The sequence below is a fragment of the Hylemonella sp. P2_B10 genome, from assembly GCF_056404875.1.
In genome coordinates this window covers 44,408-61,760 of record NZ_JBFUDE010000004.1, presented here as the reverse complement: position 1 = coordinate 61,760, position 17,353 = coordinate 44,408, and the positions used below count along the sequence as shown (strand labels likewise).

Below are 17,353 nucleotides of genomic sequence, written 5' to 3'. Positions count from 1 at the left end.
CCTAGGTTGTTGCGTGATGATGGTGGATGAAATCTGCGGCGGCTTGTATCACCGCCTCGGGCTGGTCTCTGTGCGGCGAGTGGCCGCACTGGGGCAATTTCAGCAGCCTGCTGCCCGGCACGCGCTGGGCAATGCCGTCAATCTGCGCCAGTGTGCCGTATTCGTCGTCCAGGCCCTGGATGGCCAGCACCGGGCAGCGGATGTGCGCCAGCTCGGACGTGATGGTCCAGGCGCGGAAGGCGGGGTTCAGCCAGATGCCATTCCAGCCCCAGAAGGCCGAGTCCGGGTCGTCGTGGTATTTGGCCAGGCGCTGGGGCAGGGCCGTGCTTTGGTAGGCGGCGCGGGCCTGCTCGATGCTGGTGACCGAGATGTCTTCAACAAAGATGTGCGGCGCCAGCACGATGGCGCCTTGCAAGGCCTGCGGGTGGTGGGCGGCATACAGCAGCGCAATCGACGCCCCGTCGCTGTGGCCGAACAGCCAGAGCCTGTCGCGCGCCGGGTCCACGCCCAGCGCGGCCAGCAGCGTGGGCAGCACCTCCTGCGCCTGGGTGTGCATGAAGTCCACGCCCCAGGTTTCGTCTGGCGGGCGTGGTGTGGAGCGGCCGTAGCCCGGGCGCGAATACACCAGCCCGCGCGCGCCCAGGCGCTGGCACAGCGCGGCCGGAAAGTCGCGCCACATGGCCAGCGAGCCCAGGCCCTCGTGCAGGAAGACGATCAACGGGGCGGCAGCATCGCCAGTGCCCACCCACTGGTACTCCAGCCGCAACGGCTTGCCGTGCACGCTGATGTCGGCGAACTGGATGGCGCTGGGGCTCACGCGGTGGCCTGGCTGGTTGCCGCGTTTTCCAGCTCGCGCAGCTTGAAGCGCTGTATCTTGCCGGTGGCGGTCTTGGGCAGCTCGGTGACGAAGGCGATCTGGCGCGGGTATTTGTAGGGCGCCAGCTTGTCCTTGACGAAGGCTTTCAGCTCAGCGTCGGTGGCCACGCCGCCGTCCTTCAGCACCACAAAGGCCTTGGTCTTGGTCAGGCCCTCGGCGTCGGGCACACCGATGACAGCGGCCTCCAGCACGGCCGGGTGCTGCACCAGCGTGGCCTCCACCTCGAACGGGCTGACGTAGATGCCGCTGACTTTTAGCATGTCGTCCGAGCGGCCGGCGTAGGTGTAGCTGCCATCCGTGTTGTGGATGTACTTGTCGCCGCTCTTGGTCCAGCCGCCCTGGAAGGTGTCGCGCGTCTTGGCGCGGTTGCCCCAGTACATCATGGCCGCACTGGGCCCGTGGATGTACAGGTCGCCCGGCTCGCCGTCGGGCACGGCGCCGCCGCTGTCGCCGCGCAGCTCGATGTCGTAGCCCGGCACCGGCCAGCCGGTGGTGCCGTAGCGCACGCGCTCTGGCGTGTTGCTTAAGAAGATGTGCAGCATCTCGGTGGAGCCGATGCCGTCCACGATGTCGACACCAAAATGGGCCTTGAACTTCTCGCCCAGCTCGCTGGGCAGCGCCTCACCCGCGCTGGAGGTGAGCCGCAGCGCCACCGCGTCACGCTTGGGCAAAGCGGGCGATGCCAGCATGCCGGCGTAACCGGTGGGGGCGCCGTAGAACACGGTGGGTTTCGTGCCGGCCACGCCGCCGGTCATGCGCTTGAAGCAGGCGTCCGGCGTGGGGCGCTCGGCCATCAGGATGCTGCAGGCGCCCACGCTCAAGGGGAAGGTCAGCGCATTGCCCAGGCCGTAGGCGAAGAACAGCTTGGCGGCGGAGAAGCACACATCGGTGTCGCGCAGCTTCAGCACGCGCTTGGCATACAGCTCGCACGTCCAGTAGGGGTTGGCGTGCGAATGCACGGTGCCCTTGGGCCGGCCGGTGGAGCCGGACGAATAGAGCCAGAAAGCCGGGTCGTCCGCGCCGGTGGGGGCGGGGTGGTGCAGCGGGCTGTGGGCGGCCACGAAGGCGTCGAAGTTTTGCTCGCCAAAGTCCAGCGGGGCCACCGGGCGCGAGACGATGACCTTTTGCACCTCGTGGTCCACCTTGGTCAGCGCGGCTTTCAGCGCTGGCAGGCAGGCGCCGGAACACAGCACGGCCTGCGCGCGTGAATGCTCCAGCATGTAGGCGTAGTCTTCCGCCGTCAGCAGCGTGTTCACCGCCACCGGCACCAGGCCGGCATAGATGGCGCCCAGGAAGGCCACCGGCCAGTCGCAACTGTCCTGCATCAGCAGCAGCACGCGCTCTTCGCGCTTCAGGCCCAGGCTGCGCAGGCCGGCGGCCAGGCTGCGCAGGCGCTGGTCCAGCTGCGCGTAACTGAGACTGCCCAGGTCGTCGATGAAGGCCAGTTTGTCACCGCGCGCCGCGTTGGCCTCCAGCAGGTGCTGCGCGAAGTTGAAGCGCTCGGGTGGCGCGGCTAAATCGTCGGGCAGGGGCATGGGGGTCTCCGGTTCTGGCGCTGGCGGGCAGGGTCTGCGGGCTGGCGGTGGGGGTTGCTTGGGTGCCGGGCGCAGGCTATCAGCCCAGCGCGTCCAGCACGGCCGGCGCGGCCTGGATGGCGCTGCGCCGGTGGTAGAAATTGAGTGCGCGCACGCCGCCCAGCTCTTCGCCGCCACCCGCGCGGCCGGGGCCACCGTGCAGCGACTGGGGCATCACATTGCCATGGCCGCTGTGGGCCTTGGCCACATCGGGCGTGACCACGTGCACGCGGCCGTGCCACGGTGCCAGCGCCAGCGCGGCGCGGCCCAAGGCCTGCACGTCACTGCCGTACAGGGATGCCACCAGCGAGCCCTGCCCACGGGCGATCAGCGCCTGCGCGTGCTCAACACTGCGGTAGGGCACCAGCGTGGCCACGGGGCCGAAGACCTCCATGTCGTGCACCAGCGCGGTGGCGTCGCTGCCGGCCGCATTGCGCACGCCCAGCAGCGTGGGGGCCACGCAGCAGGCCACTTTCGGGTCGGCATCCACCAGCGCCTGGTTGGCACCATCGCGCAGCGTATCGGCCACGCCTTGCAGCTGGGCCAGGCCTTCGCGCACGGCGTTGTATTGCGCGCGGCTGACCAGGGCGCCCATGGTGACCGTCTCGTTGCGCGGGTTGCCCACCACGGTCTTGCCCAGGCGTTCGGTGATGGCTTCGGCGGCGGCGCCGTACAGCGCCTCGGGCACGAAGATGCGGCGAATGGCGGTGCATTTCTGGCCGGATTTGACCGTCATCTCGCGCGCCACTTCGCGCACCAGCAGGTCAAACGCGGGGCTGCCTGCGGCCTCGCCCTCCAGCAGCAATGCGGAGTTGATGCTGTCGGCCTCGATGTTGGCGCGCACCGAATGCTTGGCAATGGCGGGGTGGGCGCGCACGACTGCCGCCGTGTCGGCGGAGCCTGTGAACGACATCACGTCCTGCACGCGCAGTGCATCCAGCAGGCCGGCGGAGGAGCCGCACACCACGTTCAACGCGCCAGCAGGCAGCAGGCCGGCGTCCACCACATCCTTCACCATGCGCTGGGTCAGCCAGGCGGTGGAGGTGCCGGGCTTCACCACCACCGGCACGCCCGACAGCAGCGCAGGCGCGGCTTTTTCCCACAGGCCCCAAGAGGGGAAGTTGAAGGCGTTGATGAACAGCGCCAGGCCGGTCACGGGGGTCTGGATGTGGCGGCTGGCAAACGCGTTGTCCTTGGCCAGCGACACGCTGTCGCCATCGGGCAGGAAAGGCGTCTCGGGCAGGCTGGCGGCCAGCTTGGCGTAGACGCCTATGGTGTAGATGGCGCCGTCGATGTCCACGGCCGAGTCGTTCTTCACCGTGCCGCTGTTGGCGGTGGCGATGGCGTAGTAGTCATCCCGCTTGCTTTGCAGCAGCTTGGCAATGGCACCCAGCGCCTCGCCACGCGCGCGGTAGCCCATGGCGCGCAGGGCCGGGCCGGCACTGCTGCGGGCGTGCTCAAAGCCGGCTTGCAACGCCAGGCCGGTGGCGTCCACGCGGACCAGCTCGGTGCCGAGCACGGGGTCAAACAGCGCGGTGCCGGCGCCGGTGCCGGTGGTCCAGGCGCCGCCCAGGTAGTTGGAGAGGAGTTCGGTGGTCATGAGGGGGTCTCTTGTTTGTGAGGTGGGGGTGAGTGCGCTTGCCTGGCCGCTCAGGCCAAACCGGTGAAGCGTATCTCACCTTTTGGCAGCAGGTACAGCACCAGCGCCCGCCCTTCGCTGACCGTGGGACGGTGGGCGCTGCCGGGCGGGTAGACCAGCCAGCCGGCGGGGCGGTGGTCGAACTTCGCGCCACTGGTTTCAGCAAGCGGCATCACCAGGTCAATCTCGCCTTGCGGGTGCTCGTGGTGAGGGCCGGCAATGTCTTGCATGTCCACCACGTCGACCGAGAAGCCGTGCAGGTCATCCGCCGGCTTGAAGATGCGGCCGTAGCGGATGCCGCCGCCTTCGCGGTTGCACAACCAGCCCTGGGCCACGCCGGCCTCGCAGGCGGCTTGCAGTGCACGGAAGGTGTCGCTCTGCGGGCCGTGGGTGGCGTTGAGCCACTGGTCCAGCGCGGCGTCCAGCGGGCGGCCGGCCAGCTCAGCCGTCAGCGCGGCGATCTGGGCGCGGAAGCTCTCTTGCGTCACCGCAGGGGCGAGGGGGGATGTTGCGGTTTGAGCCATGTCATCCACGGTGTCAATAAGTTGAAGGGCCGGTTGATCGGTGCTTGTGCCAGCTTGAAATGCGGCGCAAAATGCATTATTGTGCGTGTCAAATTCTAGTAGCAGATTTCAGCATGTCAAGCACTATAGTTCCGGTTTCAGGGTTTTCACCAGGGGGTGATGCGGTGGAAGAGGGGGCGGAGGGGGCCCTAGCCGCAGGCGTGGCCGAGCCATCCAATGGCAACGGCAATGGCAACGGGGAAAGCGGCCCGGCCCTGCGCCACCCCTTCCTGGCCACGCTGGGCGAGCGGGTCAAGGCGCTGCGTGCCCGCCGCGGCATGACGCGCAAGGCGCTGGCGGCCGCCACCGAGGTGTCTGAGCGCCATCTGGCTAACCTGGAATACGGTACCGGCAACGCATCCATATTGGTGCTGCTGCAGGTGGCGCAGGCGCTGCAGTGCTCGCTGGCCGAATTGCTGGGTGATGTGACCACCAGCTCACCTGAATGGCTGATGCTGCGCGAGCTGCTGGAAGGCCGCGACGACGCCACACTGAGCCGCGTGCGCGTGGCGGTGGGCGAGCTGCTGGGCACCGGCGGCGGCCACGGCCAGGGCAGCAGCACGCGCAGCTCACGGGTGGCGCTGGTGGGGCTGCGCGGGGCCGGCAAGTCCACGCTGGGCAACCTGCTGGCGCAAGACCTGGGCTTTCCCTTTGTGGAGCTGAGCCGCGAGATCGAGAAGTTTGCCGGCTGCTCCATCAGCGAAATCCAGGGCCTGTATGGCCAGAACGCCTACCGCCGCTACGAGCGCCGCGCCATGGAAGAGGCGATACAGATCTACCCCGAGGCGGTGATCGCCACGCCCGGCGGCATTGTCAGCGACCCGGCCACCTTCAACCTGCTGCTGGCGCACTGCACCACGGTGTGGCTGCAGGCCGACCCCGGGGACCACTTGCAGCGCGTCATCGAGCAGGGCGACATGCGCCCCATGGCCGCCAGCAAGGAGGCGATGGAGGATTTGAAGCAGATCCTCAAAGGCCGCGCAGCCTTCTATTCGAAGGCCGAGCTGCGGCTGGACACCAGCGCGCAAGACCTGCCCGAGAGCTTTGCCAAGCTGCGGCAACTGGTGCGCGGCGCGCTGCAATTGCCGGGCTGACCTGCATTCGCAGGCGGATTGCCGGTCAATCAGCAAATGATGCATTTAAATGCATAATTTGGCTTGACGAGGAAAACGTATTTGCATTATCATGCATGCAATGCGTCGCCGCCCGTGACGCCAAACCCTGCACCGCATTGCATCTCAGGAGCGAACCATGAGCCAAGCCGACACTGCCACCGCCCCCGCCGCCGTGGACTACCAGACCGACCCCACCCGTTACCGCCACTGGAAGCTGAAGTTTGAAGGCCCGGTGGCCACGCTGATCGCCGACTTTGACGAAAACGCCGGCCTGCGCCCCGGCTACAAGCTGAAGCTGAACAGCTACGACCTGGGCGTGGACATCGAGCTGAACGACGCCATCAACCGCGTGCGCTTCGAGCACCCCGAGGTGCGCACGGTGATCGTCACCAGCGCCAAGGAGAAAGTGTTCTGCTCGGGCGCCAACATCTTCATGCTGGGTGTCAGCAGCCATGCGTGGAAGGTGAACTTCTGCAAGTTCACCAACGAGACGCGCAACGGGCTGGAAGACTCCTCAACCCACAGCGGCCTGAAGTTCCTCGCTGCGGTCAATGGCGCCTGCGCCGGTGGCGGCTATGAGCTGGCGCTGGCGTGCGACGAGATCATTCTGGTGGACGACCGCAGCAGCGCCGTCAGCCTGCCCGAGGTGCCGCTGCTGGGCGTGTTGCCCGGCACCGGCGGCCTGACGCGCGTGACCGACAAGCGCCACGTGCGCCATGACCTGGCCGACATCTTCTGCACCACCAGTGAAGGTGTGCGCGGCAAGAAGGCGGTGGACTGGCGCCTTGTGGACGAGGCGGTGAAGCCGGCACAGTTTGCCGCCCGCGTGCAGCAGCGCGCCATCGAGCTGGCCGCGCAGAGCGACCGCCCGGCGGATGGCAAGGGCGTGGAGCTGACGCCGCTGCAGCGCACCGTGGAAGCCAACGCGTTGCGCTACCCGCATGTGACGGTGGAGATCGACCGCGACAAGCGCACAGCCAGCTTCACGGTACACGCACCGAAGCAGCCGGTGGAAAGCACCCCGGCCGCCATCGAGGCCGCTGGCGTCAATTGGTACCCGCTGGCCCTGGCCCGCGAGCTGGAAGACGCCATCCTCTCCATGCGCACCAACGAGCTGGACATTGGCACCTGGCTGATCAAGACGCAGGGCGACGCCGCCGCCGTGCTGGCCGCCGACGCCGTGCTGACCGCCCACGCCAGCCACTGGCTGGTGCGCGAGACCATCGGCTACCTGCGCCGCACCTTCAGCCGGCTGGATGTGAGCAGCCGCAGCCTGTTCGCCTTGATAGAGCCCGGTTCGTGCTTCGCCGGCACGCTGCTGGAGCTGGCCCTGGCCTGCGACCGCAGCTACCACCTGGCCCTGCCGGATGAGCCCGAGCGCACGCCCAAGATCACCGTGGGCGAGGCCAACTTTGGCCTGTTCCCGATGGTCACCGGCCAAAGCCGGCTGCAGCGCCGCTTTTACAGCGAAGTGCCTGCGCTGGAAGCCGTGCGCGCCCAGGCCGGCCAAGCGCTGGACGCCGACGCCGCCTTTGCACTGGGCCTGGTCACCAGCAACCCGGACGACATCGACTGGGCCGACGAAACCCGCCTGGCGATAGAAGAGCGCGTGTCCATGAGCCCGGACGCGCTGACCGGCATGGAGGCCAACCTGCGCTTCAACGGCCCGGAGAACATGTTCACCCGCGTGTTTGGCCGCCTGACGGCGTGGCAGAACTGGATCTTCCAGCGCCCCAACGCCGTGGGCGAAAAAGGCGCGCTGAAGGTCTACGGCAAGGGCGACAAGGCCGTCTTTGACTGGAACCGCGTCTGACAGTTACCTGAACAGCGAACGCAGTAAACGAAACACCCCTGGAGAACCCCGCATGTCCACGAGCACCATCAACTACAGCGAAAAGATCCCCAACAACGTCAACCTGGAGGAAGACCGCACGCTCAAGCGCGCGCTGGAGCAGTGGCAGCCCAACTTCCTCTCTTGGTGGGACGACATGGGGCCGGATGGCAGCCAGAACTTCGATGTGTACCTGCGCACCGCCATCAGCGTGGACCCGCAGGGCTGGGCCCAGTTTGGCCATGTGAAGATGCCGGACTACCGCTGGGGCATCTTTTTGAACCCGGGCGAGAAGGACCGCAAGATCCACTTCGGCGACCACAAGGGTGAAGACGCCTGGCAAGACGTGCCTGGCGAATACCGCGCCAATCTGCGCCGCATCATCGTTACCCAGGGTGACACCGAGCCGGCCAGCGTGGAGCAGCAGCGCCACCTGGGGCTGACCGCGCCCAGCCAGTATGACCTGCGCAACCTGTTCCAGGTGAACGTGGAAGAGGGCCGCCACCTGTGGGCCATGGTCTACCTGCTGCACAAGTATTTCGGCCGCGACGGCCGCGAAGAGGGCGAAGCGCTGCTGGAGCGCCGCAGCGGGCAAGAGGACAACCCGCGCATCCTGCAGGCCTTCAACGAGCCCACGCCGGACTGGCTGAGCTTCTTCATGTTCACCTACTTCACCGACCGCGACGGCAAGTTCCAGCTGTGCGCGCTGGCCGAGAGCAGTTTCGATCCGCTGGCGCGCACCACCAAGTTCATGCTGACCGAAGAAGCACACCACATGTTTGTGGGCGAAAGCGGCGTGGGCCGCGTCATCACCCGCACCTGCCAGGTGATGAACGAGCTGAAGACGGACGACCCGGCCAAGCTGCGCGCGGCAGGCGTGGTGGACTTGCCAACGCTGCAGCGCTATCTGAACTTCCACTTCAGCGTCACCATCGACCTGTTTGGTGCGGATGAGTCAAGCAACGCCGCCACCTTCTACTCCACCGGCCTGAAGGGCCGCTATGAAGAAGGCAAGCGCATGGACGACCACCAGCTGCGCGGCCAGACCTACACCGTGCTGGGCGTGGTGAACGGCCAACTGGTGGAGCGCCAGGTGCCGATGCTGAACGCCTTGAACGAGGTGCTGCGCGACGACTACATCAAGGACAGCATTGCCGGCGTGGAGCGCTGGAACAAGCTGATCGAAAAGGCCGGCATCCCCTTCCGGCTGAAGACGCCGCACAAGGCCTTCCACCGCAACATCGGCTCGCTGGCCGGCGTGAAGGTGTCGCCCGAGGGCCGCGTGGTGAGCGAGGCCGAGTGGGCCGCCAAGGTGAATGAGTGGCTGCCCTCGCCTGAGGACCGCGCCTTTGTGTCCAGCCTGATGGGCCGCGTGGTGGAGCCGGGCAAGTTTGCCAACTGGATCGCGCCGCCGGTGATGGGCATCAACCGCCAGCCGGTGGATTTTGACTACGTGCGCTTTGGCTGAAACAGCGGTACGCTAGGGGTTAGGGCACCGAGGGCCTGAGGAGACAGACGACATGGACATGGCGGAAGCCCAGGTCATCAAGCAGCACTTGATCGACCCCGAGATTTGCATACGCTGCAACACCTGCGAGGCCACCTGCCCGGTGGGCGCGATCACCCACGATTCGCGCAACTACGTGGTGAACGCCGACATCTGCAACCTGTGCATGGCCTGCGTGCCGCCCTGCCCCACGGGCAGCATAGACAACTGGCGCAGCATGCCGCGCGTGAAGGTCTACAGCGTGGACGAGCAGTTCACCTGGGACGAACTGCCGGCCGAGCTGACGCCGGCTGAACTGGCCGAGGCCGGCGTGGCTGGCCTGGAGGGTGACGCCCCCCCCGAGCCGGTGCTGCAGGTGCTGGATGCTGCCCAGGCACCCGCCGCCGACATGGCCGTGCCCTTCAACAGCAGCGCGTATGGCGCCACCATTCCCCCGTGGTCCGCCGCGCACGCCTACAGCAACCTGTATGGCCCCAAGTCCGCCGAGAAGACCCTCACCGCCACCGTGGCCGGCAGTGTGCGGGTAACCGAGGTGGGCAAGGACTATGACACCCACCACATCGTGCTGGACTTTGGCGCCATGCCCTTTCCGGTGCTGGAAGGCCAGAGCATTGCCGTGGTGCCGCCCGGCGTGGATGCCAATGGCCGCGCCCACCACCCGCGCCAATACAGCGTGGCCAGCCCGCGCAATGGCGAGCGGCCGGGCTACAACAACCTGTCGCTGACCATCAAGCGCGTGCTGGAAGACCACAGCGGCCAGCCGGTGCGCGGCGTGGCCAGCAACTACATGTGCGACCTGAAGGTGGGCGACACGGTGCAGGTGATAGGACCGTTTGGCACCAGCTTTTTGATGCCCAACCACCCGCGCTCGCACATCGTGATGATCTGCACCGGCACTGGCAGCGCCCCCATGCGCGCCATGACCGAGTGGCGCCGGCGCCTCCGCGCCAGCGGCAAGTTTGAAGGCGGCAAGCTGCTGCTGTTCTTCGGCGCCCGCACGCAGGAAGAGCTGCCTTACTTTGGCCCGCTGCAAAACCTGCCCAAGGACTTCATCGACAGCAACTTTGCCTTCAGCCGCACCGCTGGCCAGCCCAAGCGCTATGTGCAAGACGTGATGCGCGAGCGCGCCGCCGACATTGCACCGCTGCTGACCGACCCCAATGCCTACTTCTACGTCTGCGGTCTGAAGGCCATGGAAGAGGGCGTGGTGGCCACGCTGCGCGATGTGGCCACGCAAGCCGGGCTGGACTGGGAGACGGTGGCAGCGGGGCTGAAGAAGCAGGGGCGGCTGCATTTGGAAACTTACTAAGTGAAATTTGCGGAGTTCCACGCCGGCCAAGTCATTGAGGCCGGGCCTTACACGCTGACGCGTGAGGAACTGCTGGGTTTTGCGCAGCAGTACGACCCCCAGTGGTTCCACACCGATGCGCAAGCCGCAGACGCCGGTCCCTTCGGCGGCCTGATCGCCAGCGGTTGGCACACCTGCGGCATTGCCATGCGGCTGGTGGTGCAGGCGGCCTTGAACGGCTCCGAATCCTTTGCCTCCCCCGGCCTGGCCTATGTGAAATGGCCGCACCCGGTGCGCCCCGGTGATGTGCTGACCCTGCGCGCCACGGTGATTGAAACCCGCCGCGCCAGCAGCAAGCCCACGCTGGGCATACTTCGCTGGCGCTGGGAGCTGTTCAACGGCGACGGCCAGCAGGTGCTGGAGCTGGAAGCCACCAGCCTGTTCGATCTACCCTTGGAAACAACATCATGACCACCCTTCAAGCCTTCATCTGCGACGCTGTGCGCACCCCCTTTGGCCGCTACGGCGGCGCCCTGAGCAGCGTGCGCACCGACGATCTGGGCGCCATCCCCATGGCCGCGCTGATGGCCCGCAACCCGCAGGTGGACTGGCAGGCGCTGGACGACGTGCTCTTCGGCTGCGTCAACCAGGCCGGTGAAGACAACCGCAACGTCGCCCACATGGCCAGCCTGCTGGCCGGCCTGCCGCACCAGGTGCCTGGCGCCACGATCAACCGTTTGTGCGGCTCGGGCCTGGACGCGCTGGGCACGGCGGCCCGCGCCATCAAAGCCGGCGAGGCCGCGCTGCTGCTGGCCGGCGGTGTGGAAAGCATGAGCCGCTCGCCCTTTGTGATGCCCAAGGCTGAGAGCGCCTTCAGCCGCAACAACGCGGTGTATGACACCACCATAGGCTGGCGCTTCGTCAATCCGCTGATGAAAAAGCTGTACGGCGTGGACAGCATGCCCGAGACAGCCGAGAACGTGGCGGCAGAGCACGGTATACAGCGCGACGCGCAAGACCGCATGGCGCTGGCCAGCCAGCAGAAGGCGGTGGCGGCCCAGCAGCGCGGCTTCTTCGACACCGAAATCGTGCCCGTCACCATCCCGTCCAAAAAGGGAGAAGCCACCATCGTCAGCAAGGACGAGCACCCACGCGAAACCAGCCTGGAAGCGCTGGCCAAGCTGAAGCCCGTGGTCAAGCCCGATGGCACGGTGACGGCCGGCAACGCCAGCGGTGTCAACGACGGCGCCTGCGCCTTGCTGCTGGCCAGCGAAGAATCAGCCAAGAAGCACGGCCTGACGCCCCGCGCCCGCATCGTCGGCATGGCCACCGCCGGCGTGCCGCCGCGCGTGATGGGCATAGGCCCGGCACCGGCGACGCAAAAGGTGCTGGCGCAGACCGGCATCAAGCTGGCGCAGATCGACGTCATTGAGTTGAACGAGGCCTTTGCCGCGCAAGGCCTGGCCGTGCTGCGGCTGCTGGGGCTGCAAGACGACGACCCGCGCGTCAACCCGAATGGTGGCGCCATTGCGCTGGGCCACCCGCTGGGGGCCAGTGGGGCGCGGCTGGCGACGACTGCCATCAACCAGCTGCATGCCACCGGTGGCCGCTATGCGCTGTGCACCATGTGCATTGGGGTGGGGCAGGGGATTGCGGTGGTGTTGGAGCGGGTGTAGGCGGCTTCAGGCGTGGCAGCGGCGCGGTGCAGCCAGATCGGCCGGTTCAGGCCAGCAAATGCGGGTTGGCCTTTTTCAATCCAAGCACTATATTTAAACCAAAGGACCGAGGAGCAGGGTTGCCGTGTTGAAACCATTCACCATTGGAGGATGCCATGTTCAAACATCTGCTTATTCCCACCGATGGTTCCGAGCTTGCCCTGGCGGCGGCTGAAAAGTGCATGCAGTTTGCCAAATCGCTGCAGGCCAGCGTGACGGGTGTGCACGTGATGCCCCACTACCACATCATGGCCTTTGACGCTCAGGTGGTGGTGGATACTGAGGCGGAGTTCCGCGCCACCCGCCGGTCGCGCGCCGATGAGTACCTGTCGATCCTCTCCAGGCTGGCGGCTTCGGCGGGCGTGCCGTTTGAGCCGGTCGCGGTGAGCAGCGACCACCCGTATGAGGCCATCATCAAGGCGGCGGAAGACATGCGCTGTGACGCCATCGTGATGGCCTCGCACGGCCGGCGCGGTGTGAAAGGCTTGCTGCTGGGCGGCGAGACGCACAAGGTGCTGACGCACTGCAAGATCCCGGTGCTGGTGCTGCGCTGAGTTGAGCTGGCGGCAACAACGGGGCGCCAAGCCCGTGCGCCGGGCCCGGACGTTCAGGACCGCGCGGTCAGGCCCGGGTGCGCCGGCGCAGCGCCACCAGCCCGGCCAGCCCCAGGCCGACCAGGGCCAGCGAGGCCGGCTCGGGCACCTGGCAGCTGTCCGTCAGCGAGGTGATGTCAAAGCGCTCTATCACGTTGTTGATCCGCATGTCGCCCACCAGTGTGGCGCCGGGGGCGAACCAGTTCACCTGCTGCGGAAAGCCCAGGTCGAGGTTGTCGTAGTCGGTGTTGGAAAAAATGCCGCTGGGGGTGATGCCGTCGGTGTAGGCGAACACGAAGAGGCCGATGAGGACGTTGGTGCCGAGGGTGGGGTCGCTGCTTTGCCCGGTCACCTTGAAATAATCCTGGTGCTGGGAGCCGAAGCCGTTTTTGCGCACCGTCGTTTCAACAACGTCCAAGCCACCACCCACGATGACGCTGTGCGCGCTGGTGGCGGCCGTGCCGCTGACGACGCCGGGGCAGCCCGCCGGGGCAGGGCATTGCTTGCGGGTGGAACTTTCGGTGGCGTTGCCGCCGAAGTAGCTCAGCGCGGCCGGGTCCACCGTCAGCGAGCCGCTGATGGTTAAGCCGGCATCCTGGTAGCCGGCTTGCACGACGCCGGTGAAGGTCCAGGTGATGGGGGTGGCTGAGGCCGCGAAAGCGCAGACAGCCAATGCGGCGCCCAGCGCCCATTGTTTTTTGGTCATGACGAACTCCCTGTTGACTTCTGTGTTGCGCCAGCCTTTGTTGGCTGGCTGTAGCAGCACTGTAGCAAAAAAGCTCACGCGCGTGTCGCTGCACCCTTGTCAAACCCCGCCACCACAAATTCCACAAACGCCTTCACCCGCGCCGCCGTCTGCAGCCTTTGCGGGTACACGGCGTAAATATCCGCCGGCGGCGTGTGCCAGTTGTCCAGCACGGGCTTCAGGCGGCCGCTGGTCAGGTACTTGGCGATGTCCCACTCGGCGCGCATCAGCAAGCCGTGGCCGGCCAGGGCCCAGCTGACGGCGATTTCGCCGTCGTTGGTGCTGAGGGATCCGCGCACCTTCACCGTCTCCTTGCGCTGGCCTGATGTGAAGTGCCACACGCCATAGGCCTCGTCGCCCTGGCGTATGCCTATGCAGTTGTGGCGCGCCAGCTCGGCCGGCGTGCGCGGCGTGCCGTGCTTGGCCAGGTAGGCGGGGGCGGCGCAGATCAAGCGGCGGTTGTTGGCGATGCGCCGGGCGATCACGCGCGCATCCGGCGGCTCGCCAAAGCGTATGCACACATCAAAGGCGTCGTCGGTCAGCGGCGGCGGGTTGACGGTGAGCTGCAGTTGCACCTGCACCTCGGGGTAGCGGCGCACAAAGCGGTCCACCAACGGCGCAATGTGCATGCGCCCGAAGCCCAGCGTGGCGTTGACGCGCAGCAGGCCCTTGGGCGCGGCGATGGACTGGCCCAATGCGCGCTCCACATCGTCAATGTCGGCCAGGATGCGGCGCGCATGCGCCAGGTAGACCTCGCCCTCGGCGGTGAGGCCCATGCGGCGCGTGGTGCGGGTGAGCAACTGCACGCCCAGGCGCTCTTCCATCTGGCTCAGGCGTTTGCTGACGGCGGAGGTCGTCAAATCCAACTCGCGGCCCACGGCCGAGAAACTGCCCAGCCGGACCAGCAGGCTGAAGAAGGCCATTTCGGCCGAGGCGGTGGTGTGGGTGGCCATCAATTGTGTACCGGCAAGCAACAACAGCGGCACTCTACCGCCATCGTTGAATCAGGGCAATGGCGGAAGATGCAGGTCGAAGTGCAGCACGTCTTCGCGCACACCCAGCTTGGTGTACAGCGCAATGGCCGGCGGGTCCACATAATCCGCCTGCACGAACACGGCCCAGGCGCCGCGCTGCTTGGCCAGCGCCGTCAGATGCTGGATCAGCGCAGTGGCCACGCCCTGGCGGCGGTGCGCGGCGTCCACCGCCAGGTCATAGATGTAGACCTCGCGGCGGGCCTGCTCCAGCTTGTCCAATTCGTAGGCCACCAGACCGCCGAGCACTTCGCCTTGTGCGGAAATGGCGGCCAGCGCGATGATGTGTTCGCGGGACAGCTTGTCGGCCAAGTAGGCATCGTCAGGTGACGCGCCGCCGAAGGTGTGTGGTTCTTCGAACGCGCGGCCGAACAGGGCGTTCATGGCGCGCATCAGCGGCACGCCTGCGGCGCCTGTTAGGCGCTTGACATTCACAGGCTCATACATGGTCACTTTTACACTGGCGCAAAATAGAACGATCACTCCACCAGATTGGCACCTATGGCAACGATCGTAGAGATGGAACTAACTGGCTACCCAGACAAGGAAAAAGTTGTCTTGGCAAGTGGATCAGACGCCAGCATGATGGCCGACTACTCCCTCCACTGCCACGACTTGCAAGTCGCCGCCGACTGTCTCCGTGAACTAAGCCTACTCCCAACCGGCCCCATAGTCTCAATCACGCAACGTGCACTGTGGTTGACCGCTATCAGCAACTATTCCAAATGCTTTGGAAAAGATACCAGAACACGCCTCAAAGCTGATGAAGTTTTTGCCGGCACACCACCTGCAGCGATGACTTCCCACAACTTCTACGTCAATCTCCGAAACAAGCAGCTCATTCACCATGACAACTCGTTCACCCAAGCACTACCGATGGCGGTAATAGCGAAGGCTGGCGGTACAAGGAACGTGCTTGGAGTGGTCTCAGCAGTGCATGAGTCCCACACGAACAGTCCGGAAGGCGTTGCATCACTTTCGGCTATTGTGGATCATGCCTTCAAGTGGAGCAAAAGCAAAATGGATGAACACAACCAAAGGTTGCACGAGAACCTAGAAAAGCTTCCCCGCGATCAACTCCTCGGCCTGCCCACTCCTGAATACGCAGTTCCGCAGACAGCCGACGTGGGTACGACCAGACAAACCCACAAGTGACCGGCAGTCTATTGAAAGTACTGCGACTCCATTGGTATCACAGCCCGGCTTCCGACCGGCACAGTCACGACCCTGCTGAGTAGATCGCAGAATAGCCGTGTACCTGTAAAAAAACGGCCCGTTCACTCCCGCCCCGGATGGTCCTTCGCCCACTGCTTGAACCCCCCATTCAAATCCATCCCAGGCGCGCTGACGGCCAGGCCGGCAAAGCTGCCGTCCTTGGCCAGCGGCATCACCGCGTTGTAGAAGCCGGCCATGGCCGCGCGGGCCAGGGCGCCGCCTAGGCTGACGCGGCGCACGCCCATGGCGCCTGCGTCGGCCAGCGTCATCTCAGTGCCCCAGCCTATCAGCAGGTTCACCGGCTTGGGCGCCACGGCGGCCACGATGGCGCGGATGTGCGCCGGGTCTTTGATAAAGGGCGCATACAGGCAGTCGGCACCGGCTTCTGAATAGGCTTTGAGGCGGGCGATGGTGTCTTCCAGGTCAGGCTTGCCGACCAGGAAGTTCTCGGCCCGGCCCACCAGCAGCGTGTCGCCGCCGTTGGCATCAATCGCGGCGCGGGCGGCGCGGATGCGGGCCACGGCATCGGCCAGCTCTCGCACGGGCGCGTCGGCATTGCCGGTGGAGTCCTCAATCGACAGGCCGGCCACGCCGGTGGCCACGGCCATGCGCACGCTCTCATGCACGCCGTCAGCAGTGTCGGCAAAGCCGCCTTCAAAGTCGGCGTTGATGGGCAGGTCAGTGCCGGCCACCAGCGTGGTCAGGTGTTCCAGCACCTGGGCGCGGGTGAGGGCGTTGTCCCAGCGGCCTTGCGTCCAGGCGTAGCCGGCGCTGGTGGAGGCCAGGGCCTTGAAGCCCATGTTTTCCAGCATGCGGGCGCTGCCCACGTCCCAGGGGTTGGGCAGGGCGAAGCAGCCTTGCGCGTGCAGGGCTTTGAAGGCGGCGCGTTTTTGTTGAACGGTCTGTGGCATGGCGGGTCTCCGTGGGGTGGTCAATGTGTGTGGACACATCGTAGCGCGCACGGTGAGACCTTGCTGGCTGCAAGCGGACATGTTGGTCCGCGCGGAAGCGGCCGGGTGGGCCTGGCGGACCGCCTTGGTTCAGCGCAACCGGCGCGCGCCTGCCAGCACCTGGTCGCCCACCTGCACCACCGGGCAGTTGACGACGATGGCGGTGGGCTGCAGCGTGATGCGGCCTGCCTCTTCGGCGGCCAGTAGCGCTTCTTCGGAGCGCAACTCGGTGCGCGGCTGGCCGGGCTGCCAGCGCACAATCACCAACTGCCACAGCGGGCTGTAGGCGGTGTTGCGGTTGCCGCCGCCCAGTGGCTGCGGCGCGCTGGGCAGCACGCTGGGCTGGCTGCTGTCGGCAAACTTGTAGATGCGCTCCACGCTGCCGGGGCGGCTGGGGTCGCGCGGCTGTGGCGGCAGCGCCTGGGCCAGGCGCGGCACCAGGTTGGCGCCGCCCTGGGCGGCCATGGTGGGGTCGGAGATGTCGGTGGTGATGTACCACACGCGCTGGCCCGCATGCCATCCGGGCACCAGGGGCAGGGCGATCTCGGGTGCGTCGTTGGCGCGGGTGCCGGTGGTGCCGGCAGGGTCGTGGCTGGCGCAGCCGGCCAGCAGGGCGGCGGTCAGCAGCAGGGCCAGGGAGCCGTGGGTGGTGAAGCAGGGTGCGGGCGGCAGGTGCATGGTGGCGCTGGGTTGCCGGGCCAAGCGCCCGT

Annotated in this window: 17 protein-coding genes; 8 read left to right on the top strand and 9 right to left on the bottom strand. The window is 66.4% G+C overall.

Going from position 1 to position 17,353, the window contains the following annotated elements; genetic code table 11:
• Position 1: 1 nt before the first annotated feature.
• The 4 genes from AC1DX2_RS18100 to AC1DX2_RS18085 all read right to left on the bottom strand — a co-directional run bounded on the left by AC1DX2_RS18100 (position 2) and on the right by AC1DX2_RS18085 (position 4,614).
• Entirely contained in the window at positions 2–817 is an 816-nt protein-coding gene (locus tag AC1DX2_RS18100; RefSeq protein ID WP_477197789.1) for an alpha/beta fold hydrolase, read from the bottom strand.
• Positions 814–2,412 carry a benzoate-CoA ligase family protein gene (locus AC1DX2_RS18095; protein WP_477197788.1) on the bottom strand — a complete coding sequence of 533 codons (1,599 nt, stop codon included), beginning with the start codon at positions 2,410–2,412 and terminating at the stop codon, positions 814–816. The genes AC1DX2_RS18100 and AC1DX2_RS18095 overlap by 4 nt, the downstream gene beginning before the upstream one ends.
• A 79-nt stretch (positions 2,413–2,491) precedes the next feature.
• A complete protein-coding gene (locus tag AC1DX2_RS18090; RefSeq protein WP_477197787.1) occupies positions 2,492–4,051 on the bottom strand; it encodes a 3,4-dehydroadipyl-CoA semialdehyde dehydrogenase in 1,560 nt (519 codons plus the stop codon).
• 50 nt (positions 4,052–4,101) lie between these two features.
• Positions 4,102–4,614 carry a 4-hydroxylaminobenzoate lyase gene (locus AC1DX2_RS18085; RefSeq protein WP_477197786.1) on the bottom strand — a complete coding sequence of 171 codons (513 nt, stop codon included), beginning with the start codon at positions 4,612–4,614 and terminating at the stop codon, positions 4,102–4,104.
• 113 nt (positions 4,615–4,727) lie between these two features.
• On the opposite strand from AC1DX2_RS18085, the gene AC1DX2_RS18080 reads away from it, so the two are divergent.
• From AC1DX2_RS18080 to AC1DX2_RS18050, 7 genes are all read left to right on the top strand, one after another.
• On the top strand, positions 4,728–5,747 hold the full coding sequence (locus AC1DX2_RS18080; RefSeq protein WP_477197785.1) for a helix-turn-helix transcriptional regulator: 1,020 nt from the start codon (positions 4,728–4,730) through the stop codon (positions 5,745–5,747).
• 157 nt (positions 5,748–5,904) lie between these two features.
• A complete protein-coding gene (gene boxC, locus AC1DX2_RS18075; protein ID WP_477197784.1) occupies positions 5,905–7,581 on the top strand; it encodes a 2,3-epoxybenzoyl-CoA dihydrolase in 1,677 nt (558 codons plus the stop codon).
• A gap of 52 nt (positions 7,582–7,633) precedes the next feature.
• Positions 7,634–9,067, top strand: a complete 1,434-nt coding sequence (gene boxB / locus AC1DX2_RS18070) for a benzoyl-CoA 2,3-epoxidase subunit BoxB (RefSeq protein ID WP_477197783.1) — start codon at positions 7,634–7,636, stop codon at positions 9,065–9,067.
• A 52-nt stretch (positions 9,068–9,119) separates the two neighbouring features.
• Positions 9,120–10,415, top strand: a complete 1,296-nt coding sequence (boxA, locus tag AC1DX2_RS18065; protein ID WP_477197782.1) for a benzoyl-CoA 2,3-epoxidase subunit BoxA — start codon at positions 9,120–9,122, stop codon at positions 10,413–10,415.
• On the top strand, positions 10,416–10,865 hold the full coding sequence (locus AC1DX2_RS18060) for a MaoC family dehydratase (protein ID WP_477197781.1): 450 nt from the start codon (positions 10,416–10,418) through the stop codon (positions 10,863–10,865). It begins immediately after the preceding gene.
• Positions 10,862–12,070: a 3-oxoadipyl-CoA thiolase gene (gene pcaF / locus AC1DX2_RS18055; RefSeq protein ID WP_477197780.1), complete on the top strand. Its 1,209-nt coding sequence runs from the start codon at positions 10,862–10,864 to the stop codon at positions 12,068–12,070. Before AC1DX2_RS18060 ends, pcaF begins: the two co-directional genes overlap by 4 nt.
• 155 nt (positions 12,071–12,225) lie before the next feature.
• Positions 12,226–12,663, top strand: coding sequence for a universal stress protein (locus AC1DX2_RS18050; RefSeq protein ID WP_477197779.1), 438 nt, complete (start codon positions 12,226–12,228; stop codon positions 12,661–12,663).
• 67 nt (positions 12,664–12,730) lie between these two features.
• On the opposite strand, the gene AC1DX2_RS18045 is transcribed toward AC1DX2_RS18050, so the two are convergent.
• The 3 genes from AC1DX2_RS18045 to AC1DX2_RS18035 form a co-directional block, all read right to left on the bottom strand.
• Positions 12,731–13,408: a PEP-CTERM sorting domain-containing protein gene (locus AC1DX2_RS18045; RefSeq protein ID WP_477197778.1), complete on the bottom strand. Its 678-nt coding sequence runs from the start codon at positions 13,406–13,408 to the stop codon at positions 12,731–12,733.
• A 74-nt stretch (positions 13,409–13,482) separates the two neighbouring features.
• Positions 13,483–14,400: a LysR family transcriptional regulator gene (locus tag AC1DX2_RS18040; protein ID WP_477197777.1), complete on the bottom strand. Its 918-nt coding sequence runs from the start codon at positions 14,398–14,400 to the stop codon at positions 13,483–13,485.
• A 51-nt stretch (positions 14,401–14,451) separates the two neighbouring features.
• Positions 14,452–14,925 carry an AAC(3)-I family aminoglycoside N-acetyltransferase gene (locus tag AC1DX2_RS18035; RefSeq protein ID WP_477197776.1) on the bottom strand — a complete coding sequence of 158 codons (474 nt, stop codon included), beginning with the start codon at positions 14,923–14,925 and terminating at the stop codon, positions 14,452–14,454.
• Positions 14,926–14,979: 54 nt separating this feature from the next.
• Between AC1DX2_RS18035 and AC1DX2_RS18030 the strand changes: the two genes are divergently transcribed.
• Positions 14,980–15,633: a hypothetical protein gene (locus tag AC1DX2_RS18030; protein ID WP_477197775.1), complete on the top strand. Its 654-nt coding sequence runs from the start codon at positions 14,980–14,982 to the stop codon at positions 15,631–15,633.
• A gap of 122 nt (positions 15,634–15,755) precedes the next feature.
• Here AC1DX2_RS18030 and AC1DX2_RS18025 read toward each other — a convergent pair whose 3' ends face one another.
• Entirely contained in the window at positions 15,756–16,604 is an 849-nt protein-coding gene (locus AC1DX2_RS18025; RefSeq protein ID WP_477197774.1) for an isocitrate lyase/PEP mutase family protein, read from the bottom strand.
• A gap of 129 nt (positions 16,605–16,733) precedes the next feature.
• Positions 16,734–17,345 (bottom strand): DUF7482 domain-containing protein, encoded by a 612-nt coding sequence (locus tag AC1DX2_RS18020; protein WP_477197773.1) that lies wholly within the window; start codon positions 17,343–17,345, stop codon positions 16,734–16,736.
• Positions 17,346–17,353 lie beyond the last annotated feature (8 nt).

What these genes read in the sequence shown, in the direction of transcription:
- AC1DX2_RS18095 (WP_477197788.1), bottom strand. Translation starts at nt 2,412, where the DNA reads ATGCCCCTGCCCGACGATTTAGCCGCGCCACCCGAGCGCTTCAACTTC.
- AC1DX2_RS18090 (WP_477197787.1), bottom strand. Translation starts at nt 4,051, where the DNA reads ATGACCACCGAACTCCTCTCCAACTACCTGGGCGGCGCCTGGACCACC.
- AC1DX2_RS18085 (WP_477197786.1), bottom strand. Translation starts at nt 4,614, where the DNA reads ATGGCTCAAACCGCAACATCCCCCCTCGCCCCTGCGGTGACGCAAGAG.
- AC1DX2_RS18080 (WP_477197785.1), top strand. Translation starts at nt 4,728, where the DNA reads ATGTCAAGCACTATAGTTCCGGTTTCAGGGTTTTCACCAGGGGGTGAT.
- boxC (WP_477197784.1), top strand. Translation starts at nt 5,905, where the DNA reads ATGAGCCAAGCCGACACTGCCACCGCCCCCGCCGCCGTGGACTACCAG.
- boxB (WP_477197783.1), top strand. Translation starts at nt 7,634, where the DNA reads ATGTCCACGAGCACCATCAACTACAGCGAAAAGATCCCCAACAACGTC.
- boxA (WP_477197782.1), top strand. Translation starts at nt 9,120, where the DNA reads ATGGACATGGCGGAAGCCCAGGTCATCAAGCAGCACTTGATCGACCCC.
- pcaF (WP_477197780.1), top strand. Translation starts at nt 10,862, where the DNA reads ATGACCACCCTTCAAGCCTTCATCTGCGACGCTGTGCGCACCCCCTTT.
- AC1DX2_RS18050 (WP_477197779.1), top strand. Translation starts at nt 12,226, where the DNA reads ATGTTCAAACATCTGCTTATTCCCACCGATGGTTCCGAGCTTGCCCTG.
- AC1DX2_RS18045 (WP_477197778.1), bottom strand. Translation starts at nt 13,408, where the DNA reads ATGACCAAAAAACAATGGGCGCTGGGCGCCGCATTGGCTGTCTGCGCT.
- AC1DX2_RS18040 (WP_477197777.1), bottom strand. Translation starts at nt 14,400, where the DNA reads ATGGCCACCCACACCACCGCCTCGGCCGAAATGGCCTTCTTCAGCCTG.
- AC1DX2_RS18035 (WP_477197776.1), bottom strand. Translation starts at nt 14,925, where the DNA reads ATGTATGAGCCTGTGAATGTCAAGCGCCTAACAGGCGCCGCAGGCGTG.
- AC1DX2_RS18030 (WP_477197775.1), top strand. Translation starts at nt 14,980, where the DNA reads ATGGCAACGATCGTAGAGATGGAACTAACTGGCTACCCAGACAAGGAA.
- AC1DX2_RS18025 (WP_477197774.1), bottom strand. Translation starts at nt 16,604, where the DNA reads ATGCCACAGACCGTTCAACAAAAACGCGCCGCCTTCAAAGCCCTGCAC.